This is a genomic window from Aquabacterium sp., from assembly GCF_016234775.1.
Lineage (GTDB): Bacteria > Pseudomonadota > Gammaproteobacteria > Burkholderiales > Burkholderiaceae_C > Aquabacterium.
In genome coordinates this window covers 1-18869 of the sequence record NZ_JACRAH010000052.1, presented here as the reverse complement: position 1 = coordinate 18869, position 18869 = coordinate 1, and the positions used below count along the sequence as shown (strand labels likewise).

The window sequence follows — 18869 nt, the reverse complement described above, 5'->3', positions numbered from 1 at the left end:
TTGACAGGACTTTGCACTTGTGTTGCTGGCGCACCATCGTGCGATCATTAAAATGCAACGGACTCTCTTACGCATCACAAATCAATGAGCACGAATCACAAATCACCCAACCCAGGATTCCTGGCGTCATTTATCTTTGCGAGCCGTTGGCTGCAATTGCCTTTGTATCTGGGCCTGATATTGGCCCAGGTGGTTTATGTCTATCACTTCTGGGTCGAACTGGTGCACCTCATGGAGGCAGCCCTGGGCAACCAGGAAGCACTCAAGTTGATATTCGAGGCCTCCGGTCAGCACAGCGACACGATTCCGAACCATCTGACTGAGACAACCATCATGCTGGTCGTACTGGGGCTCATCGATGTGGTGATGATCTCCAACTTGCTGATCATGGTGATCGTGGGCGGCTACGAAACCTTCGTGTCGCGCATGAACCTGGACGAGCACCCCGATCAGCCCGAGTGGCTGGACCACGTCAACGCCTCGGTGCTCAAAGTCAAGCTGGGAACCGCCATCATCGGGATTTCGTCCATCCACCTGCTCAAGACCTTCATCAATGCCGAAAGCTACTCGGACAAGGCCTTGATCGCACAAACGGTGATCCACATCGCGTTCCTGCTGTCGGCCTTGGCCATCGCCTTGACGGATCGCATCCTGCACCCGGCGGGCGAATCGCACGACAAACATTGATCGACAAGGCACCGGCGCGCCAAGCGGGCCGGTCCTTGGCACAATGTCGGTTTTCCCGTTTCACCTTTTCCCGCCCCCAAATCGCCTCAAAAAGGCCATTGCCATGACGACCATTCGCTACGACGATCTCGTTGAAAGTGTCGCAGCCGCGCTGCAATACATCAGCTACTACCACCCCGCTGACTACATCGCCCATCTGGCCCGCGCTTACGAGCGTGAGCAAAGCCCGGCTGCCAAGGACGCCATCGCGCAGATCCTGACCAACAGCCGCATGTGCGCTGAAGGCAAGCGCCCCATCTGCCAGGACACCGGCATCGTCAACGTGTTCCTGAAGATCGGCATGGGCGTGAAGTGGGAAGGCTTTGGCGCCCGCAGCATCCAGGAAGCCATCGACGACGGCGTGCGCAAGGGTTACAACAACCCCGACAATAAGCTGCGCGCCTCGGTGCTCTCCGACCCGATCTTCGAGCGCAAGAACACCAAGGACAACACGCCTGCCGTGGTCTTCATGGAACTGGTGCCCGGTGACAAGGTGGACGTGACCGTGGCGGCCAAGGGTGGCGGCTCCGAGAACAAATCCAAGGTCTACATGCTCAACCCGTCCGACAACATCGTGGACTGGGTGCTCAAGACCGTGCCAACGATGGGTGCCGGCTGGTGCCCTCCCGGCATGCTGGGCATTGGCGTGGGTGGCACGGCCGAGAAGGCTGCCTTGCTGGCCAAGGAATCGTTGATGGACGACATCGACATGTACGAACTGCTGGAGCGCGGCCCCCAGAACAAGCTGGAAGAACTGCGCATCGAGCTGTACGAGAAGGTCAACGCGCTGGGCATTGGCGCACAAGGCCTGGGTGGCCTGACCACCGTGCTGGACGTCAAGATCAAGACCTACCCCACGCACGCTGCATCCAAGCCGATCGCCATGATCCCGAACTGCGCGGCCACCCGCCATGCCCACTTCGTGATGGACGGCTCCGGCCCGGTCTACCTGGATCCCCCCAGCCTGGACCTGTGGCCCAACGTGCACTGGGCGCCTGACTACAACAAGTCCAAGCGCGTCGATCTGAACACGCTGACCAAGGAAGAAGTGGCCAGCTGGAAGCCCGGCGACACCCTGCTGCTCAACGGCAAGATGCTGACCGGCCGCGATGCCGCCCACAAGCGCATCCAGGACATGTTGGCCAAGGGCGAGCAACTGCCTGTGGACTTCACCAACCGCGTCATCTATTACGTAGGCCCCGTGGACCCCGTGCGTGACGAAGTGGTTGGCCCCGCAGGCCCCACCACGGCCACCCGCATGGACAGCTTCACCGAGATGATGCTGGCCCAGACCGGCCTGATCTCGATGGTGGGCAAAGCAGAGCGTGGCCCTACGGCCATCGAAGCGATCAAGAAGCACAAGTCGGCCTACCTGATGGCCGTGGGCGGCTCAGCCTACCTGGTCTCCAAGGCCATCAAGGCCGCCAAGGTGGTGGGCTTTGCCGACCTGGGCATGGAGGCCATCTATGAGTTCGACGTGGTCGATATGCCGGTGACCGTGGCCGTGGACAGCGGTGGCACCAGCGCCCACATAGAAGGGCCCAAGACCTGGCAAGCCAAGATCGGGAAGATCCCCGTCAGCGTGGCTTGAAGTGACGGCACTTGATGTGCGCTTGAATAGTTGAATAAATAAGAAAGGCCCTTGATCACTCAAGGGCCTTTTTTCCTCAACTACAGTGCGCGGCAAAGCGCACGCGGCATCTCAGGAGAATTCCGACAGCATCTCGGCCGTCAGTGCAGAGTAGAGATGCACCCACGCTTGCTCTTTATCGAAATCCCACTGATCGGCTGCGGCCGAGGCCAAGGCACCGATGAGTGCATTGCCAACGGGCTCAAAGTCTTCGCGGGAAACGCCGTAGGCTGTATGCCGCTTTCCTAGCGCACGTGCCGCGACGAGCAGTTGTTCTGGCTTATCCAGCAACGATACGATCGACACGAGCATCGACACGAGCTTCTTTTTCTGATCGCTCAGATCAGTGGCGAAAAGCGGCCGCAGACTGGGTTCCAGATCAAAGAGCCGGGTGTAAAAATCATCGACCAGTTTATCGATGCCTTGCTTGGCCGCGGCGACCGTCTCCCGAATGGATTCCTTTTCTGACTCTGTGAGGAAATTGTCCATTTCACGCCCCATGAATAATTGCGTCCATCGTACGGGACATGACGCGGGCCATGGTGTCAATATGCGCCAGAAATCCAGGTCTTCTCGGACGTCGCGCTTGTCTATTGGGTAGTCTTGACGCAACCGTCGACCATAAGCCTCCCCTCCACCGGATCATCGCTGCCCAGACACGCGCACATGAAGAACCACTACTACAACCCGGCGAAGAAGCACCATCGGCCTGATGGCTTCCAGAACAACTACATGTCGTTCAGAGGCAAGCGCTGGCATGAGATCTTGCGCTGGCGCTGGCAGGCATGGCGCGCAGGACACCCTCGCCCCATCAGCACGCCCATCCCCGTTGTGGCGCCAGATCTGACCTTCATCCATGCCAATGCCCAGGCAGGCCTGGCCATGCAACCAGCCGTCACATGGGTCGGCCACATCACCGTGCTGGCCCAGATGGGTGGACTGAACTTTCTCACGGACCCGGTCTTTTCGGATCGCTGCTTTCCCGTCCAATGGGCTGGCCCTCAACGCCAGACCCCACCTGGCTTGACGATGGATCAACTGCCTCACGTCGATGTGGTGCTGTTGTCGCACAACCATTACGACCACATGGATGAGGGCTCCTTGCTGGCCTTGTCCAGGCAGGCGGGTGGGTGCCCGCTGTTCATCACGCCACTGGGGCACAAGCACTGGTTTGCCAGGCGAGGCATCCACCATGTGATCGAACTGGATTGGTGGGACACCCATGTGCTGGCCGCCACGGAACGCTCGGCGCGCATCCCCGTGACCTTGACGCCAGCGCAGCACTGGTCTGCCCGAACCGCGACCGACGCCCTGCGCAGCCTGTGGGGAGGCTTTGCCGTGTTGTCGCCAGACTGCCACCTTTTCTTTGCAGGCGACACGGCCTACTCGAAGGACTTCGTCGATATCCGCCAGCAATTCGCACGCGAGCAAACGCCCGAGTCAGGCGGCGGTTTCGACATCGCCCTGCTCCCCATCGGCGCCTACGAGCCACGCTGGTTCATGAAAGACCAGCACGTGAACCCCGAAGAGGCCGTGCAGATCTTCAAGGACCTGGGCTGCAAGCGCGCGTTAGCGGTGCACTGGGGCACGTTTCAGCTGACGGATGAAGCGCTGGATGAGCCGCCGAAGGCGCTATCGCAAGCCATGAAAGCACAAGGTCTACGCGACGAAGATTTCCAGGCCGTCGGAATTGGAGCGACCCTGAAATTGCATGCTCGTCACCAAGACCAGGGCGACATAACCTGACCTTGTCAAACGCGCGCCATCAACACTTCCTGTTTCGCCAAGACCTGACATACAAGGCTGCAGCGCCGAGCGCAAACAAGCCGAAGCTCGATGGTTCAGGCACGGCCTGCGTTGTACCGGCACCCCAAACAGTCATGCCAATCCGCAACTTGGCTAGCTGATCGCTCTGGCTGGCATTGAAAAACGACACCTTCAAAACGCCGTCAGCGTGATTCGCCTGATCACTTCCAGGCACTTCATCGGTGACCAACTGCAAGTCGCCAGTTGAGTCATCAAAGATGTAGGCGCCAGCCTGAATACCCGCTGATGCCGTGGCATGAACGGAATCACCAACGAGCCTGCTATAGCCTACGTTCAAGCCATCTTCCAGATAGTGATAGGCCAGACTCAACCCCAGGCTGGCATTCGCTCGCTCGGTGGTAAAACTGGACGAGCGCAAACAAACATCGTTCGCGAGGCAAGTCGGCGCATTACTGGCACTAGCGTCCAATGAATACGACAACTCCACGTTCAAGAGCGCATTCGCCGAGAGCCGCAAATTGCGCATCAGATAGTCACTCTCGGAGCCATCCCCGGTGACGAGCGAGACGTTGTATTGAGCACCCCAACCCTGTGCGCTGGCCGACAAGCCTAGCCCCTGGGAGCCGGCGCTCCAATCCACAATCGCGGCAGACGAGGCGGATGTCAAATTTCCAGATTGGCTTGCAAGCCAGCCAGGTGTTGACTGCGAAAGTGGATACAAAGGCGTCGTGCGCCCAAAGTCATCAACCCAGCCGGAAGCCATGGTCACGTTGTCGTCGCCGAACGTAAAGCTGGGCGCAATACCGTCATCCGGAGCAAGGTCGATCAATTGGAACTTGATGTTCGTAACCGATGCAGATGCTGACGAGGCAGCGAAGGCCGCGCAGGATACGGTGGAGAGCACGCATGCGAGTGCTAGCGAATTCATTCGTGTCATGTATTCCTCCTGAAATCTTAGGTATGTACGTCCGCTGAATATTATCGGGAAAACTGCTTGACGCCATGACAACGCGTGCGCGTTCAGGAATCGCGACAACCAGGTGCAACCCAAATAGAAAAAGCCCGCAAGGTGACTTCGACCATGCGGGCTTCCTTGAATGTGATCAAGCTACAGATCAGTGCACCGTCCGATCGAACTCGAACTCCCCGGCCTCGTTGACCTTCACCGGGATCACGTCCTTCGGCCCGAACTTGCCTTGCAGGATCAACTTGGACAGCGGGTTCTCGATGCGCTGCTGGATGGCGCGCTTCAAAGGCCGCGCACCAAACACCGGGTCGAAGCCCACCTTGGCCAGCTCGATCAAGGCTTCGGGCGCCACGTCCAGCTTCATGTCCAGTTGAGCCAGGCGCCCCTCCAGGCCCTTGAGCTGGATCTTGGCGATCGACTGGATGTTGGCCATGTCCAGCGCGTGGAACACCACCACTTCGTCGATGCGGTTGAGGAACTCGGGGCGGAAGTGCTGCTTGACCTCGACCCACACGGCGTCCTTGATCTCCTCTGAAGGCTGCCCCGCCATCTGCATGATGTGGTGCGAGCCCAGGTTGGAGGTCATCACGATCACAGTGTTCTTGAAGTCCACGGTACGGCCCTGGCCATCGGTCAGGCGGCCATCATCGAGCACTTGCAGCAGCACATTGAACACGTCCGGGTGCGCCTTCTCGACCTCATCGAGCAGCACCACGCTGTAAGGCTTGCGACGCACGGCCTCGGTCAGCGTGCCGCCCTCTTCGTAGCCCACATAGCCCGGAGGCGCGCCAATCAGTCGGCTCACCGAGTGCTTCTCCATGAACTCGCTCATGTCGATGCGGATGAGGTGTTCTTCGCTGTCGAACAGGAAGCCGGCCAGGGCCTTGCACAACTCGGTCTTGCCCACGCCCGTGGGCCCCAGGAACAGGAAGGAGCCGTAGGGACGGTTCGGGTCAGACAGGCCCGCACGTGAGCGGCGGATGGCGTCAGACACGGCCGCAATGGCTTCCTGCTGGCCGACCACACGCTCATGCAGCTTGTCTTCCATGGCCAGCAGCTTGTCGCGCTCGCCCTGCATCAGTTTGGACACGGGAATGCCGGTGGCACGGGCCACCACTTCGGCGATCTCTTCGGCACCAACCTGTGTGCGCAGCAAGGTGGGCTTGCCACTGGCCTTGGTCTTGGCGCTCTCCTTGTCCTGCGCATCCTTCAGGCGCTTTTCCAGCTCGGGCAGCTTGCCGTATTGCAGCTCGGCCACCTTGTTGAAATCGCCCTTGCGCTTGAACTCCTCGATCTGGAAGCGGATCTTGTCGATGTCTTCCTTGACCGTGGCCGAGCCTTGGGCCTGCGCCTTTTCAGCCTTCCAGATTTCTTCCAGATCGGCGTATTCGCGCTCCAGCTTGGTGATCTCCTCTTCGATCAGACCCAGGCGCTTGATGGAGGCCTCGTCCTTCTCACGCTTGACGGCTTCGCGCTCGATCTTCAGCTGGATCAGGCGGCGATCAAGGCGGTCCAGGGCCTCGGGCTTGGAGTCGATTTCGATCTTGATCTTGGCAGCGGCTTCATCGATCAGATCGATGGCCTTGTCCGGCAGGAAGCGATCAGTGATGTAGCGGTTGGACAGCTCGGCTGCGGCCACAATGGCCGGGTCGGTGATCTCGACGCCATGGTGGACTTCGTACTTCTCCTGCAGGCCGCGCAGGATGGCGATGGTGGCCTCGACGGTGGGCTCGCCCACGAGGATCTTCTGGAAGCGGCGTTCCAGCGCGGCGTCCTTCTCGATGTACTTGCGGTATTCGTCCAGCGTGGTCGCGCCAATGCAGTGCAGCTCGCCGCGCGCCAGGGCGGGCTTGAGCATGTTGCCGGCGTCCATCGCGCCATCGGCCTTGCCCGCACCGACCATGGTGTGGATCTCGTCGATGAACATGATGGTCTGGCCTTCGTCCTTGGCCACTTCCTTGAGCACGTTCTTGAGGCGCTCTTCGAAGTCGCCACGGTATTTGGCACCGGCCAGCAACAAGGCCATGTCGAGCACCAGCACGCGCTTGTTCTTCAAGGTGTCGGGCACCTCGCCGGCCACGATGCGCTGGGCCAGGCCTTCCACGATGGCGGTCTTGCCCACGCCGGGCTCACCGATCAACACGGGGTTGTTCTTGCTGCGGCGCTGCAAGATCTGGATGGTGCGGCGGATTTCTTCGTCACGGCCGATCACCGGGTCGAGCTTGCCGGCGCGGGCGCGCTCGGTCAGGTCCAGCGTATATTTCTTGAGCGCTTCGCGCTGGCCTTCGGCTTCGGGGTTGTCCACCTTCTGGTCTCCTCGGACGGCTTTGACAGCGGCTTCCAGCGACTTGCGGTTCAGACCGAAATCGCGTGCAGCGATGGCCGTGTCACCCTTGTGATCGGCCAGGGCCAGCAGGAACATCTCGCTGGCGATGTACGGGTCGCCCTGCTTGTGGGCCTCCTTCTCGGCACCTTGCAGCAGGCTGACCGTATCACGCCCGGCCTGCACCTGATCGGCGCCCTGCACTTGCGGCAGCTTGTCGATCTGCTTTTCCAGCTCTGTGACCAGGCCAGGCACCTTGACGCCCGCTTTTTCCAGCAAGGCGCGCGGGCCATCGTCCTGGCGCAGCATGGCCAGCAGGATGTGGGCCGGTTCGATATAGGGGTTGTCGCGCGTCACCGCCAGGCTCTGGGCCTCGGTCAGCGCTTCCTGGAATTTGGTGGTGAGTTTGTCGAGTCGCATGAGCACTCCTGATAGTCGGAGGGCCCCGGTACGTTTGGGGCCGATTGCTCATGAAGATAGGGCGTTGGCGGCGCTTTTCAAGCCCCTAGAACCCCTTCGACTTGCGGCAGATCAAACGCCAGGAGCGAATCCGACGCCGTCAATCGCCTGCGACAACGCGATTGCGGCCCGTGTGCTTGGCCTGGTAGAGGTGGGCGTCTGCACGCGCCAGGTCCTCTTCCAAGGTGGTGTCTTCCCGGTGGAATGCCAGACCGATGCTGACCGTCACGCGGATTTCGCCCGTGGGCGTCTCAAACGGGCTGAGCTCGACGATTTCACGCACCCGCTCTGCCACGGATTGCGCCTCCAGCCTGGAGCGAACGGGCAGCAACACCGAGAACTCCTCGCCGCCATAGCGGGCCAGCAAGGCGTCTTCCCGAAGGTGATCGCGCACCGAATTCGTGACGTGGCGAAGCACGTCATCACCCATGGCATGGCCGTATCGGTCGTTAACGTCCTTGAAAAAGTCGATATCGATCATCAGAACGGCCAGCATGGTCGCCTGGGTGGATTGCAGCGCCACCATGCGCTCGCCCAGTTCACGCAAGCCCCGGCGAGACAAGGCGCCGGTCAGGTCGTCGGACAAGGAGCGCGCCCTCAACTGTTGCATCAGGCGATCATTGACGGACGCGAACACCACGGATGACACCGCCAGTGGCAGCAAGGCAAAGCTCAAGCCTGTGACGGGGGTGAGCCACTCCGGCATGTAGAGCCAGTGCGAGGGATAAGGCCCCGACTGGGTCCAGACCCAGTAAAGCAGGATCACCCAGTTCAGCGCGAATTCACACGCAGCCACCAGCAAGGCCAGATCGCCACCCGTGAACTTGCCATTGCGCCAGGTGATGATGCCCTGGTCCACCGCCATGCCGACGCTGACCAGGCAGAACACGACGCCGATCGTGTGCACGTATTGAGAATCAGAGCCGAGCAGTGCCCCCGCCCACAGGGCCAGGCCCACCAGCAAGGTCAGCACCAGGCCGACAACCGGATGCGTGCGCCGTCCATTGAGCTGGCGAAACGCCCAGGCCAGTAGCGCCACGCCCATCCCGGCGAACCCGATCGCGCCCTTCAACACCTCCGGCCGCATGCTCAAAGGGCTGAGTTGCACGCACAGCAACGCAGTCAGGCACAGCAAGGCCCAGCGGAACAGCCCCAGGGCGTAGCTCACACGGGCTTGCTCCGTGCGGACCATGGCCAGCAGCCCCAGCCCTACCAGGGAGCCGGCGCCGGAAACCGCATAACAGGTGTAAACGTCGATCGACAACATGCCCGATTTTTATACTCTGAAAGTACAGTGATATCGGCATGCCGGGCGCCAGATTGACACCCGGATCGTTTAACAACAACAGGAATCAGCCGCCGTTTCTGGCGTTAACCCGGTTGGCAGCCAGCCCGCCCCAGCGTGCAGCGGCTTCATCGTCCGCCGTACGGGCATCCACCCAACGGCTTTCGCCGCCTGATGACTCCTTCTTCCAGAAGGGGGCCTGGGTCTTGAGCCAATCCATGAGGAACTCGGCGCACTGGAAGGCCTGCCCACGATGGGCAGAGGTGACCGCCACCAGCACGATCTGATCACGAACATGCAACGGCCCCACGCGGTGGATGACACGCACGCCACGCACATCAAAACGCTGCCAGGCCTGCACGATGATCTCGGCGATGCTGCGCTCGGTCATGCCGGGGTAGTGCTCCAGTTCCATGATGGAAGGTTGGCCACCCGCGCCCGCCACCACCTCGGCATCCTGTTGCTGGCGCCATTCGCGCACCGTGCCCACGAAGCTGACGATGGCGCCTACGCCATCATCATCGGCACGCAAGGCCCCCACTTCAGCTGACAGGTCGAAATCTTCAGGCCCGACGCGGACGAAGCCGAGCGCCGTCTCCAGGGAAAGGCAGCGCTGCGCCCGAAGGTCGTCGCTCATGTCAGCCTCCGGTCACGGGCGGGAAAAAGGCGACTTCGTCGCCGTCGCTCAAGGGCTCATCAGGCATGCACAAGGTCTGGTTCAAGGCCGTGCGCAGGCCACGGGCCTCATCCAGCGCAAGGCCGTGCGCCTCCGACTGCCGGGCCAGCCAATCCTGCAGTTCGCCCACGTTACGCGGCACCTGTGCCCCGTCGAGTTGCACGGTTTCGCCCGCGCCGAGCTTTTCTCGCACGGAGGCGAAGTAACGCACTTGAATCTTCATGATGAGAGGCGGTTCAGCCAGGTCAGGCCTGACGGGCGCCACTGGCAGGTTGCAGCAACTCGGCCAGAGGCAGGTAGGACACTGTATCGCCAGGTTGCACCGTCTGACCAGGGAGCAGATCAAGCAGGCCATCGGCCCAGACGGCCGAGGTCAACACGCCCGAGCCCTGATTGGGGTACAAGGTGACGCGGCCGTCCGCACCCAGGCGGGCTCGCGCAAATTCACGCCGCTTGTCGGCCTTGGGCCAGGTGAAATCAGCTTGCAACTGGAGTGACTGGGGCAAGGCCCAGGCCTCGCCGGCCAGCACGGCCAGTACCGGGCGCACCAGCAGCAGGAAGGTGACGTAGCTGGCCACCGGGTTGCCAGGCAGGCCCATGTACAGGGCTCGGCTGCCATCGGCACGCTGGAGCCAGCCAAACACAAACGGTTTGCCGGGTTTGATGGCCAGGGCCCAGAAATCCAGGCCGCCTTCCGCCACCACGGCGTTGCGCAGATGATCTTCTTCGCCAACGGACACACCGCCACTGCTGATCACCAGGTCATTGTGTTGTGCGGCCTCGCGCAGCGCAGCACGGGTGGCATCCAGTTGGTCAGGCACGATGCCCAGATCCTGAGCCCGCCCGCCCGCAGCCTGCACCAGGCCGCGCAGCGTATGTCGGTTGCTGTTGTAGATCGCACCGGGCGGCAAAGGCTGCCCGGGCATCACCAGTTCATTGCCCGTCGTCAGGATGCCGACGCGGGGTTGCTTGAACACGGTGAGGTCAGCCCTGCCCACGGAGGCTGCCACGCCGAGCCCGGCGGCGGTCAGGCGCAAACCGGCTTGCAGCACGGCCAGCCCTTGGGCGATGTCTTCACCGCGGCGACGGATGTTCTGCCCGGCTTTCACCGGCTCATTGAAACGCACGGTACCGGTGCCAGGGTCGGCAGTGGTGTGCTCCTGCATCACCACAGCATCCGCACCAACGGGTACGGGCGCCCCCGTGAAGATGCGCGCGCATTGCCCCGCCTGCAAGGCCGCCCCCACCTGCCCGGCCGCAATGCGCTGGGCCTGCGGCAAGGTGATGGCTTCAGGCGCAGCCCCCGCCTGCCCGGCCTGAGCCAGGTCAGCCGAGCGCACGGCATAGCCATCCATGGCGCTGTTGTCCAGTGGCGGCACATCGACAGGCGACACCACCGTTTCAGCCAGCACCCGACCCAAAGCCTCGAAGCTGCTGATCGACTCCGTCTGGCGCTGACCTTGCGGGCCCGCCACATGCTGCTCGACGGCCGCACGCAGCACGGACCAGGCCTCATCCAGAGGCATCAGGGGCTTGAAGGCCGTGGCCATATCAGTCGTTGCAATGCAGGACGACGTAGTCCTTGATGGCCTGCGTCTGATTGGGCATCACCTTGAAACGCTTGGGCAAGTCTTCCAAACCATCCAGACCGGCGATCCAGTGCGGGCGCTCGGGCTGTCGGCCTGTGGCTTCCACGATGGTGGAGGCGAACTTGGCAGGCAAGGCGGTTTCCAGCACCAGCATGGTCACGCCTGGCTTGGTGTGCTCACGCGCCACCTTCAGGCCGTCGGCCGTGTGGGTGTCGATCATGACGCCGAAGCGCTCGAAGGTGTCCTTGATCGTGTTGAGGCGATCGCCATGCTTGCTGGCGCCAGATGTGAAGCCGTAGCCGGCCACCTTGGCGAACTCTTCAGCGGTGAGGTGGAACTCGCCACGCTGTTCGATCTCGTCCTTGAACAAGGCCTTCACACGTGCGCCGTCACGACCCAACAGATCAAACACGAAGCGTTCAAAGTTCGAGGCCTTGGAGATGTCCATCGAAGGCGATGAGGTCTCGTACGTTTCGGCACTGCCGCGCACGCGGTAGCTGCCGGTGCGGAAGAACTCGTCGAGCACGTTGTTCTCGTTGGTGGCCACAACCAGGGTGTCGATGGGCAAGCCCATCATGCGGGCCACATGGCCGGCGCACACGTTGCCGAAGTTGCCCGAAGGCACGGTGAAGCTGACCTTCTCGGCATTCGACCTGGTGGCGTAGAAGTAACCGGCGAAGTAGTACACGACCTGAGCCAGCAGTCGGGCCCAGTTGATCGAGTTGACCGTGCCGATCTTGTACTTGCGCTTGAATTCCAGGTCGTTGGAGACGGCCTTGACGATGTCCTGGCAGTCGTCGAACACGCCTTCCACCGCGAGGTTATGGATGTTGGGATCCTGCAGGCTGAACATCTGAGCCTGCTGGAAGGGGCTCATGCGGCCGTTGGGCGAGAGCATGAACACACGCACCCCCTTCTTGCCGCGCATGGCGTATTCAGCCGCGCTGCCGGTGTCTCCCGAGGTGGCACCCAGGATGTTGAGCGACTCGCCACGGCGGGCCAGTTCGTACTCGAACAGATTGCCCAACAGCTGCATGGCCATGTCCTTGAAAGCCAGCGTAGGGCCGTTGGACAGCGCTTGAAGCGCCAGACCAGGTTCGAGCGGCTTCAGGGGCGTGATCTCGTCAAAACCGTACACCGCCTTGGTGTAGGTCTTGGCGGCCAGCGCCTTGATGTCAACCTGCGGGATGTCGTCGATGTAGAGCGACAGGATCTCGCCAGCCAGTTCGGCGTAGCTCAGGCCACGCCACTTGGTCAGCGTCGCGTCGTCGATCTTGGGGTAGGAGGTGGGCAGGTACAGGCCACCATCGGGGGCCAGGCCTTCGAGCAGGATCTCGGAAAAACCGCGCTCGGTCTTGTCGCCACGTGTGCTGATGTATTTCATGATCAGGCGAGCTCTTCCTTGCGCAGACGCACGATGGGGGCCAGCACGGTCGGTAGAGCCTGCATGGCGGCCAGGGCCGTGTTCATGCGGCCTTCCTTGGTATCGTGGGTCAGGATGATCAGGTCGGTCTGGTTGCCGCCTTCACCGCTGACTTCATCGGCTTCACGCTGGATGACGGCGTCAATCGAGATGCCCTGTTCGGCCAGGATGCCGGTGATCTTGGCCAGCACACCTGTCTGATCGGCCACACGCAGGCGAATGTAGAAGGACGTGACGACCTCCTCGATAGGCAGGATGGGCAGCGACGACATCGAATCAGGCTGGAAGGCCAGATACGGCACGCGTGCGGCCGGTGCGGCATCGATCAGGCGGGCGATGTCCACCAGATCGGCCACGACAGCGGATGCGGTGGGCTCAGCACCTGCACCCTTGCCGTAGTACATGGTCGTGCCAACGGCATCACCTTGCACCATCACGGCATTCATCGCGCCCTCGACGTTGGCGATCAGACGACGCATCGGCACCAGGGTCGGGTGGGTGCGCAGCTCGATGCCATTGGCCTGGCGGCGCGCAATACCCAACAGCTTGATGCGATAACCCAGTTGTTCGGCGTACTTGATGTCCGTGGCCGACAGTTGCGTGATGCCTTCCACATGTGCCTTGTCGAACTGAACGGGCACGCCAAAGGCGATGGCGCTCATGATCGTCGCCTTGTGGGCGGCATCCACACCTTCAATGTCGAACGTCGGATCGGCTTCGGCGTAACCCAGGCGCTGCGCTTCTTTCAGCACCACGTCGAAGTCCAGGCCCTTGTCACGCATCTCGGACAGGATGAAGTTCGTCGTGCCGTTGATGATGCCGGCCACCCACTGGATCTGGTTGGCCGTCAGGCCCTCACGCAGCGCCTTGATGATGGGGATGCCACCGGCCACCGCGGCTTCAAAGGCCACCATCACACCCTTTTCACGGGCTGCAGCGAAGATCTCGGTGCCATGCACGGCCAGCAGAGCCTTGTTGGCCGTCACCACGTGCTTGCCGGCCGCGATGGCTTCCAGCACCAGGGCCTTGGCAATGCCATAGCCACCGATCAACTCGACGACCACGTCGATCTCGGGATTGGCGATCACCGCACGAGCGTCTGACACGATCTGCGCAGAATCACCCACAACCTTCTTGGCCAGCTCGGTGTTCAGGTCGGCCACCATGGCGATCTCGATGCCGCGACCTGCGCGACGACGGATCTCTTCCTGGTTGCGCTTCAACACGGTGAACGTGCCGCCACCGACGGTACCGATTCCCAGCAGGCCGACCTTCACGGGTCGCAGTTGTTGTTGGCTCATTCTCGAATCTCTCTTGAAAACATAGGCGGGCGACCGATCGGCGCCACGCAGGGATAAAGGAAGTCTGTGATCAGGCGTGGCGCTTGCGATAGCTTTCCAGGAAGCGCGCGATGCGGTTGATGGCCTCGGCCAGGTCGTCGCTGTTGGGCAAGAACACCAGACGGAAGTGATCCGGATGAGTCCAGTTGAAGCCCGTGCCTTGCACGATCAGCACCTTTTCTTCCGCCAGCAGTTCATAGGCAAACTGCTGATCGTCGGCGATCGGGTACATCTTGGGATCCAGCTTGGGGAACATGTACAAGGCCCCCTTGGGCTTGACCACGCTCACGCCAGGGATCTGGTTGAGCATCTCGTAAGCCAGATCGCGCTGCTTGCACAGGCGGCCTGTTGGCGCCACCAGATCCTTGATGCTTTGATAGCCACCCAAGGCCGTTTGAATGGCCAACTGGCCAGGCGTGTTGGCGCACAGCCGCATCGAGGCCAGCATGTTGAGGCCTTCAATGTAGTCCTTGGCATGGCGCTTCTCACCCGACACCACCATCCAGCCGGCGCGGTAGCCGCAGGAGCGGTAGTTCTTGCTCAGGCCGTTGAAGGTCAGGAACAGCACGTCATCGGCCAGCGAGGCCATGGAGGTGTGCGTGGCGCCGTCGTACAAGGTCTTGTCGTAGATTTCATCGGCCATCACGATGAGTTGATGCTCGCGTGCGACCTGGATGATTTCCTTCAACAGGCTCTCGGGGTAGAGCGCACCCGTGGGGTTGTTGGGGTTGATGACGACGATGGCCTTGGTGCGCGGCGTGATCTTGGCGCGGATGTCGGCGATGTCGGGATACCAGTCAGCCTGCTCGTCACAGATGTAATGCACTGGGCGACCACCCGACAGGGCTACGGCGGCCGTGTACAGGGGATAGTCAGGCGCCGGCAGCAGGACTTCGTCATCCACATTGAGCAAGGCATTGAGCGCCATCACGATCAACTCGGATGCGCCATTACCCAGGTAGACGTCATCAACCGTCACGCCCTGGATGCCCTTTTCCTGGCAGTAGTGCACCACCGACTTGCGCGGCGCGAACAAGCCCTTGGAGTCGGTGTAGCCGGCGGCGCCCGACAGATTGCGGATCATGTCCTGCACGATCTCGTCAGGCGGCTCCAGGCCAAACACAGCCAGGTTGCCGATGTTCAGCTTGATGATCTTGTGCCCGTCCTCTTCCATCTGCCGCGCCTTCTCCAGCACGGGCCCACGGATGTCATAACAGACGTTGGCGAGTTTGCTGGACTTGGCGATGGGCTTCAAAACGGTCTCCGATGACGGGCGTAGCGGGAACTGACAGTGCCTCAAAACCCTGGCGGCTGTCCGGGAAGGCCAATCGCGGGCGACATGAGGGAAAGCTAGAATTTAACCACACTGATACGACCAGCGCGCGCCCCACAGGCTGGTCCCGCCTTGCACCACATGAAACTCCAACCCGACCGCGCCGAAGGCGTGAACATCATCAATGCCTGCACCCCGGACTCGATATCGGTGAACGGTGAGGCCTACACGAGCAGCATCCTGGTGCCGCCCACGGGGCCCATGATCCCCTGGCCGGTGACTTCCTTGTCCGAGCTGACCGAGGCTCACTTCGAGCAGATCCTCCAGGCTCGCCCGGAGCTGGTGATCTTCGGTAGCGGCCGCCAGTTGCGTTTTCCACCACCAGCCCTGTTGCGCCCCTTGATGGCTGCACGCATCGGTTTCGAGACCATGGACACCCCTGCCGCGTGCCGCACCTACAACATTCTGGTGGGTGAGGGCCGGCAGGTCATGGCGGCCCTGCTCATCCATTCATGATGCGAAAACACATGTAAAGCATAGAAAAGCGGGCCCTCCTTGTGGGGGATGTACCCCTTGGCCGAGGGGGAGCCTCAGAAGCACTTTATAATCGCAGGCTAGTCAAGCAGGCTGCTGATCACTACAACATGACACCCGCCCTCAACAAACCTTTGCCGGAATTTGAAGCTGTCGCAACCGGAGGCGTGAAATTCACGCCTCAAGGTTTTGTCGGACAGACCGTGGTGCTGTACTTCTACCCGAAGGACCATACACCTGGATGCACCACCGAAGCCATGCAATTCCGTGACAAACACAAGGAATTCATCAAGGCTGGTGCCGTGGTGTTTGGTGTCTCGCGAGACAACCTCACCTCCCACGACAAGTTCAAGGAAAACCTCGAGTTGCCCTTTGAACTCATTGCCGATACGGAAGAAAAGCTTTGCCACATGTTCGGTGTGGTCAAGAACAAGATCATGTACGGCAAGAAGGTCAAGGGCATCGAACGCTCGACCTTCCTGATCGGCCCTGACGGCGTGCTGCGCGAAGAATGGCGCGGCATCAAGGTCGCAGGCCACGTCGATGACGTGCTCAAGGCCGTGAAGGACCTGAAGCAAGAAGCGGCCTGATCCATCCATCAGGCTCAGCATCCACCTGATCCAACAGGATCTGAGAAGGCGCCTTCACGGGCGCCTTTATTTTTGGGGGTCGCTACCGAGAGGACTTGCCCTGACCATGAAACATCGTCAGGGAAAGCGTGATGCATTCGGCCTGTTGACCTGCCGCAACACGCTGCCGCAGCGGGCACGGAGTGTGCATAATGAATTTCATGCATCTGAGCTGTTTTGAACTCAGTCCACTGTCTGACCACCGATCCGCCGAGCATCGACCCGATGCCTGCGAGATCGACCAGCCTGAGGCCGCACATTGTCCTGTGCGGCCTTTTTGTTTGTGCCTTCACTATTGACGGACATCATCATGCCTCTGCCCAAGCCGCCCACCAAACGCGCTGACATGCTGAAAGCTGACGACTTCACGTCCCAGCCCAAACCTGTCAAGCAAGCCAAGAGCACCACCCGCTCCGCCTCGGCCAAAGCAGCGCCTGCCATGGTCCAGCCCCCCGTGCTGGAACTGGTCAAGCCCGCGGCCGCCGTTGTAGAAAAAGTGACTGCACTCAAGCCCGCCAGCACCAAAACGGGGCGCGCTGCCGCCCCCATCGTGGCGGACAAATCCGATTCGGCTCCAGTGGCCGCCAAAGCGTCCAACGGCGACAGCGCCAAGGCGCGCAACCTGCCCTCACCTGGTTCGAGCACCACGCGTCGCCGCCGCGATGTGGGTGGGCCAGCCAAGCTCTTCGTGCTGGACACCAACGTCCTGCTGCACGATCCGATGTCCTTGTTCCGTTTCGAGGAACACGACGTCTACCTGCCCATGATCACGCTCGAAGAGCTGGACGGGCACAAGAAGGGCATGACCGAAGTGGCGCGCAACGCCCGTCAGGTCAGCCGCGATCTGGACTCTCTGGCCGCCGACATGAGCAGCCGCCAGCAACTCGACCCCGCGTCAGGTATCGATCTGACCAAGACCGGCCACGTCGAGGCCAAAGGCAAGCTTTACTTCCAGACCATGGGCATGGAAGTGCATCTGCCAGCAGGCCTGCCGCAAGGCAAGGCTGACAACCAGATCCTGGGTGTGGTGCAAGCCTTGCGCAGCCAGCATCCGGGCCGCGATGTCGTGCTGGTGTCCAAGGACATCAACATGCGCATCAAGGCGCGTGCCCTGGGCCTGATCGCTGAAGACTACTTCAACGACAAGACCCTGGAAGACGGCGACCTGCTCTACACCGGCGTGCTGCCCCTGCCCGGCGATTTCTGGGAGCGCCACGCCAAGGGCATGGAGAGCTGGCAGCAAGGCGGCATCACCTACTACCGTGTGGCTGGTCCCATGGTGCCGGTGTTCCTGGTCAACCAGTTCGTGTACCTGGAAAGCCCGGGCGTGACACCCTGGTACGGCAAGGTCATCGAGATCACGGGCAAGACGGCCGTGCTCAAGACCTTGAAGGACTACGCCAACCAGAAACACTCGGTGTGGGGTGTGGCCGCACGCAATCGCGAACAGAACTTTGCCCTGAACCTGCTGATGGACCCTGAATGCGACTTCGTGACGCTGACGGGCTCGGCCGGCACCGGCAAGACATTGATGACGCTGGCCGCCGCCTTGTGCCAAGTGCTTGACGAGCGCCGCTACACCGAAATCATCGTCACCCGCGTGACGGTGCCGGTGGGCGAAGACATCGGCTTCCTGCCTGGCACGGAAGAAGAAAAGATGTCGCCCTGGATGGGTGCGCTGGACGACAACCTCGAAGTGCTCGCACGGGGCGACAACAGCGCGGGTGAATGGGGTCGCGCGGCCACCAATGAACTGGTGCGCAGCAAGATCAAGATCAAGAGCATGAACTTCATGCGGGGTCGCACCTTCCTGAACAAGTTCCTGATCATCGACGAGGCGCAGAATCTGACGCCCAAGCAGATGAAGACCTTGATCACCCGCGCCGGCCCGGGCACGAAGATCATCTGTCTGGGTAACCTGGCGCAGATCGACACCCCGTATCTGACTGAGGGCAGCTCGGGCCTGACGTATGCCGTGGACAAGTTCAAGGGCTGGCCGCACAGCGGACACGTCACGCTGGCTCGTGGCGAGCGTTCACGCCTGGCCGACTTTGCCTCTGAAGTGCTCTGACCGCGCCACAACGCGTCAGCACCGCCAAGGGCCCTTCGGGGCAATGCCAGTCAGTTAAGCCTCGCGTGATCTGACAGGCTGTAAAAAGGGAACGTGTTTCACGTTCCCTTTTTATTTCATGGGCTTGCTTCAAGATGCGCTGAATGAGACGTTGGCGACCTTGCCAGCTGATGGGGT

The 18869-nt window shown here is 61.3% G+C and carries 16 protein-coding genes; 6 read left to right on the top strand and 10 right to left on the bottom strand.

The window, feature by feature from the left end:
* Positions 1–84 precede the first annotated feature (84 nt).
* Together HY836_RS16500 and HY836_RS16495 are read left to right on the top strand one after the other, a co-directional pair.
* Entirely contained in the window at positions 85–687 is a 603-nt protein-coding gene (locus HY836_RS16500; RefSeq protein WP_290678241.1) for a TIGR00645 family protein, read from the top strand.
* A gap of 103 nt (positions 688–790) precedes the next feature.
* Positions 791–2317: a fumarate hydratase gene (locus HY836_RS16495; RefSeq protein ID WP_290678238.1), complete on the top strand. Its 1527-nt coding sequence runs from the start codon at positions 791–793 to the stop codon at positions 2315–2317.
* Between the two features lie 111 nt (positions 2318–2428).
* Here the strand turns inward: HY836_RS16495 and HY836_RS16490 are convergent, their stop codons facing one another.
* A complete protein-coding gene (locus HY836_RS16490; protein WP_290678235.1) occupies positions 2429–2845 on the bottom strand; it encodes a globin domain-containing protein in 417 nt (138 codons plus the stop codon).
* A 177-nt stretch (positions 2846–3022) separates the two neighbouring features.
* Here HY836_RS16490 and HY836_RS16485 point away from each other — a divergent pair, with 177 nt between their 5' ends.
* Entirely contained in the window at positions 3023–4102 is a 1080-nt protein-coding gene (locus tag HY836_RS16485; RefSeq protein WP_290678232.1) for an MBL fold metallo-hydrolase, read from the top strand.
* 19 nt (positions 4103–4121) lie between these two features.
* On the opposite strand, the gene HY836_RS16480 is transcribed toward HY836_RS16485, so the two are convergent.
* From HY836_RS16480 to HY836_RS16440, 9 genes are all read right to left on the bottom strand, one after another.
* Positions 4122–5060, bottom strand: coding sequence for a PEP-CTERM sorting domain-containing protein (locus HY836_RS16480; RefSeq protein ID WP_290678229.1), 939 nt, complete (start codon positions 5058–5060; stop codon positions 4122–4124).
* 178 nt (positions 5061–5238) lie between these two features.
* Positions 5239–7833 (bottom strand): ATP-dependent chaperone ClpB, encoded by a 2595-nt coding sequence (gene clpB / locus HY836_RS16475; RefSeq protein ID WP_290678225.1) that lies wholly within the window; start codon positions 7831–7833, stop codon positions 5239–5241.
* 139 nt (positions 7834–7972) lie between these two features.
* Positions 7973–9139: a GGDEF domain-containing protein gene (locus HY836_RS16470; protein WP_290678222.1), complete on the bottom strand. Its 1167-nt coding sequence runs from the start codon at positions 9137–9139 to the stop codon at positions 7973–7975.
* 85 nt (positions 9140–9224) lie between these two features.
* Positions 9225–9794 carry a molybdenum cofactor biosynthesis protein MoaE gene (locus HY836_RS16465; RefSeq protein ID WP_290678219.1) on the bottom strand — a complete coding sequence of 190 codons (570 nt, stop codon included), beginning with the start codon at positions 9792–9794 and terminating at the stop codon, positions 9225–9227.
* Position 9795: 1 nt separating this feature from the next.
* Positions 9796–10056: a molybdopterin converting factor subunit 1 gene (gene moaD / locus HY836_RS16460; protein ID WP_290678216.1), complete on the bottom strand. Its 261-nt coding sequence runs from the start codon at positions 10054–10056 to the stop codon at positions 9796–9798.
* Positions 10057–10078: 22 nt separating this feature from the next.
* On the bottom strand, positions 10079–11383 hold the full coding sequence (gene glp / locus HY836_RS16455) for a gephyrin-like molybdotransferase Glp (protein ID WP_290678213.1): 1305 nt from the start codon (positions 11381–11383) through the stop codon (positions 10079–10081).
* Position 11384: 1 nt separating this feature from the next.
* A complete protein-coding gene (gene thrC, locus HY836_RS16450; protein WP_290678210.1) occupies positions 11385–12806 on the bottom strand; it encodes a threonine synthase in 1422 nt (473 codons plus the stop codon).
* Positions 12807–12808: 2 nt separating this feature from the next.
* Positions 12809–14131, bottom strand: a complete 1323-nt coding sequence (locus tag HY836_RS16445; protein WP_290678297.1) for a homoserine dehydrogenase — start codon at positions 14129–14131, stop codon at positions 12809–12811.
* A gap of 85 nt (positions 14132–14216) precedes the next feature.
* Positions 14217–15440: a pyridoxal phosphate-dependent aminotransferase gene (locus HY836_RS16440; RefSeq protein WP_290678207.1), complete on the bottom strand. Its 1224-nt coding sequence runs from the start codon at positions 15438–15440 to the stop codon at positions 14217–14219.
* A gap of 159 nt (positions 15441–15599) precedes the next feature.
* Between HY836_RS16440 and HY836_RS16435 the strand changes: the two genes are divergently transcribed.
* From HY836_RS16435 to HY836_RS16425, 3 genes are all read left to right on the top strand, one after another.
* Positions 15600–15974, top strand: coding sequence for an Mth938-like domain-containing protein (locus HY836_RS16435; RefSeq protein ID WP_290678204.1), 375 nt, complete (start codon positions 15600–15602; stop codon positions 15972–15974).
* 128 nt (positions 15975–16102) lie between these two features.
* Positions 16103–16582 carry a peroxiredoxin gene (locus tag HY836_RS16430; RefSeq protein ID WP_290678201.1) on the top strand — a complete coding sequence of 160 codons (480 nt, stop codon included), beginning with the start codon at positions 16103–16105 and terminating at the stop codon, positions 16580–16582.
* A gap of 349 nt (positions 16583–16931) precedes the next feature.
* Positions 16932–18692 (top strand): PhoH family protein, encoded by a 1761-nt coding sequence (locus HY836_RS16425; RefSeq protein ID WP_290678198.1) that lies wholly within the window; start codon positions 16932–16934, stop codon positions 18690–18692.
* Positions 18693–18869: the final 177 nt, after the last annotated feature.

Bases quoted from the DNA above. Each gene is read 5' to 3' on its own strand.
- HY836_RS16500 (WP_290678241.1), top strand. From the start codon at position 85: ATGAGCACGAATCACAAATCACCCAACCCAGGATTCCTGGCGTCATTT.
- HY836_RS16495 (WP_290678238.1), top strand. From the start codon at position 791: ATGACGACCATTCGCTACGACGATCTCGTTGAAAGTGTCGCAGCCGCG.
- HY836_RS16490 (WP_290678235.1), bottom strand. From the start codon at position 2,845: ATGGACAATTTCCTCACAGAGTCAGAAAAGGAATCCATTCGGGAGACG.
- HY836_RS16485 (WP_290678232.1), top strand. From the start codon at position 3,023: ATGAAGAACCACTACTACAACCCGGCGAAGAAGCACCATCGGCCTGAT.
- HY836_RS16480 (WP_290678229.1), bottom strand. From the start codon at position 5,060: ATGACACGAATGAATTCGCTAGCACTCGCATGCGTGCTCTCCACCGTA.
- clpB (WP_290678225.1), bottom strand. From the start codon at position 7,833: ATGCGACTCGACAAACTCACCACCAAATTCCAGGAAGCGCTGACCGAG.
- HY836_RS16470 (WP_290678222.1), bottom strand. From the start codon at position 9,139: ATGTTGTCGATCGACGTTTACACCTGTTATGCGGTTTCCGGCGCCGGC.
- HY836_RS16465 (WP_290678219.1), bottom strand. From the start codon at position 9,794: ATGAGCGACGACCTTCGGGCGCAGCGCTGCCTTTCCCTGGAGACGGCG.
- moaD (WP_290678216.1), bottom strand. From the start codon at position 10,056: ATGAAGATTCAAGTGCGTTACTTCGCCTCCGTGCGAGAAAAGCTCGGC.
- glp (WP_290678213.1), bottom strand. From the start codon at position 11,383: ATGGCCACGGCCTTCAAGCCCCTGATGCCTCTGGATGAGGCCTGGTCC.
- thrC (WP_290678210.1), bottom strand. From the start codon at position 12,806: ATGAAATACATCAGCACACGTGGCGACAAGACCGAGCGCGGTTTTTCC.
- HY836_RS16435 (WP_290678204.1), top strand. From the start codon at position 15,600: ATGAAACTCCAACCCGACCGCGCCGAAGGCGTGAACATCATCAATGCC.
- HY836_RS16430 (WP_290678201.1), top strand. From the start codon at position 16,103: ATGACACCCGCCCTCAACAAACCTTTGCCGGAATTTGAAGCTGTCGCA.
- HY836_RS16425 (WP_290678198.1), top strand. From the start codon at position 16,932: ATGCCTCTGCCCAAGCCGCCCACCAAACGCGCTGACATGCTGAAAGCT.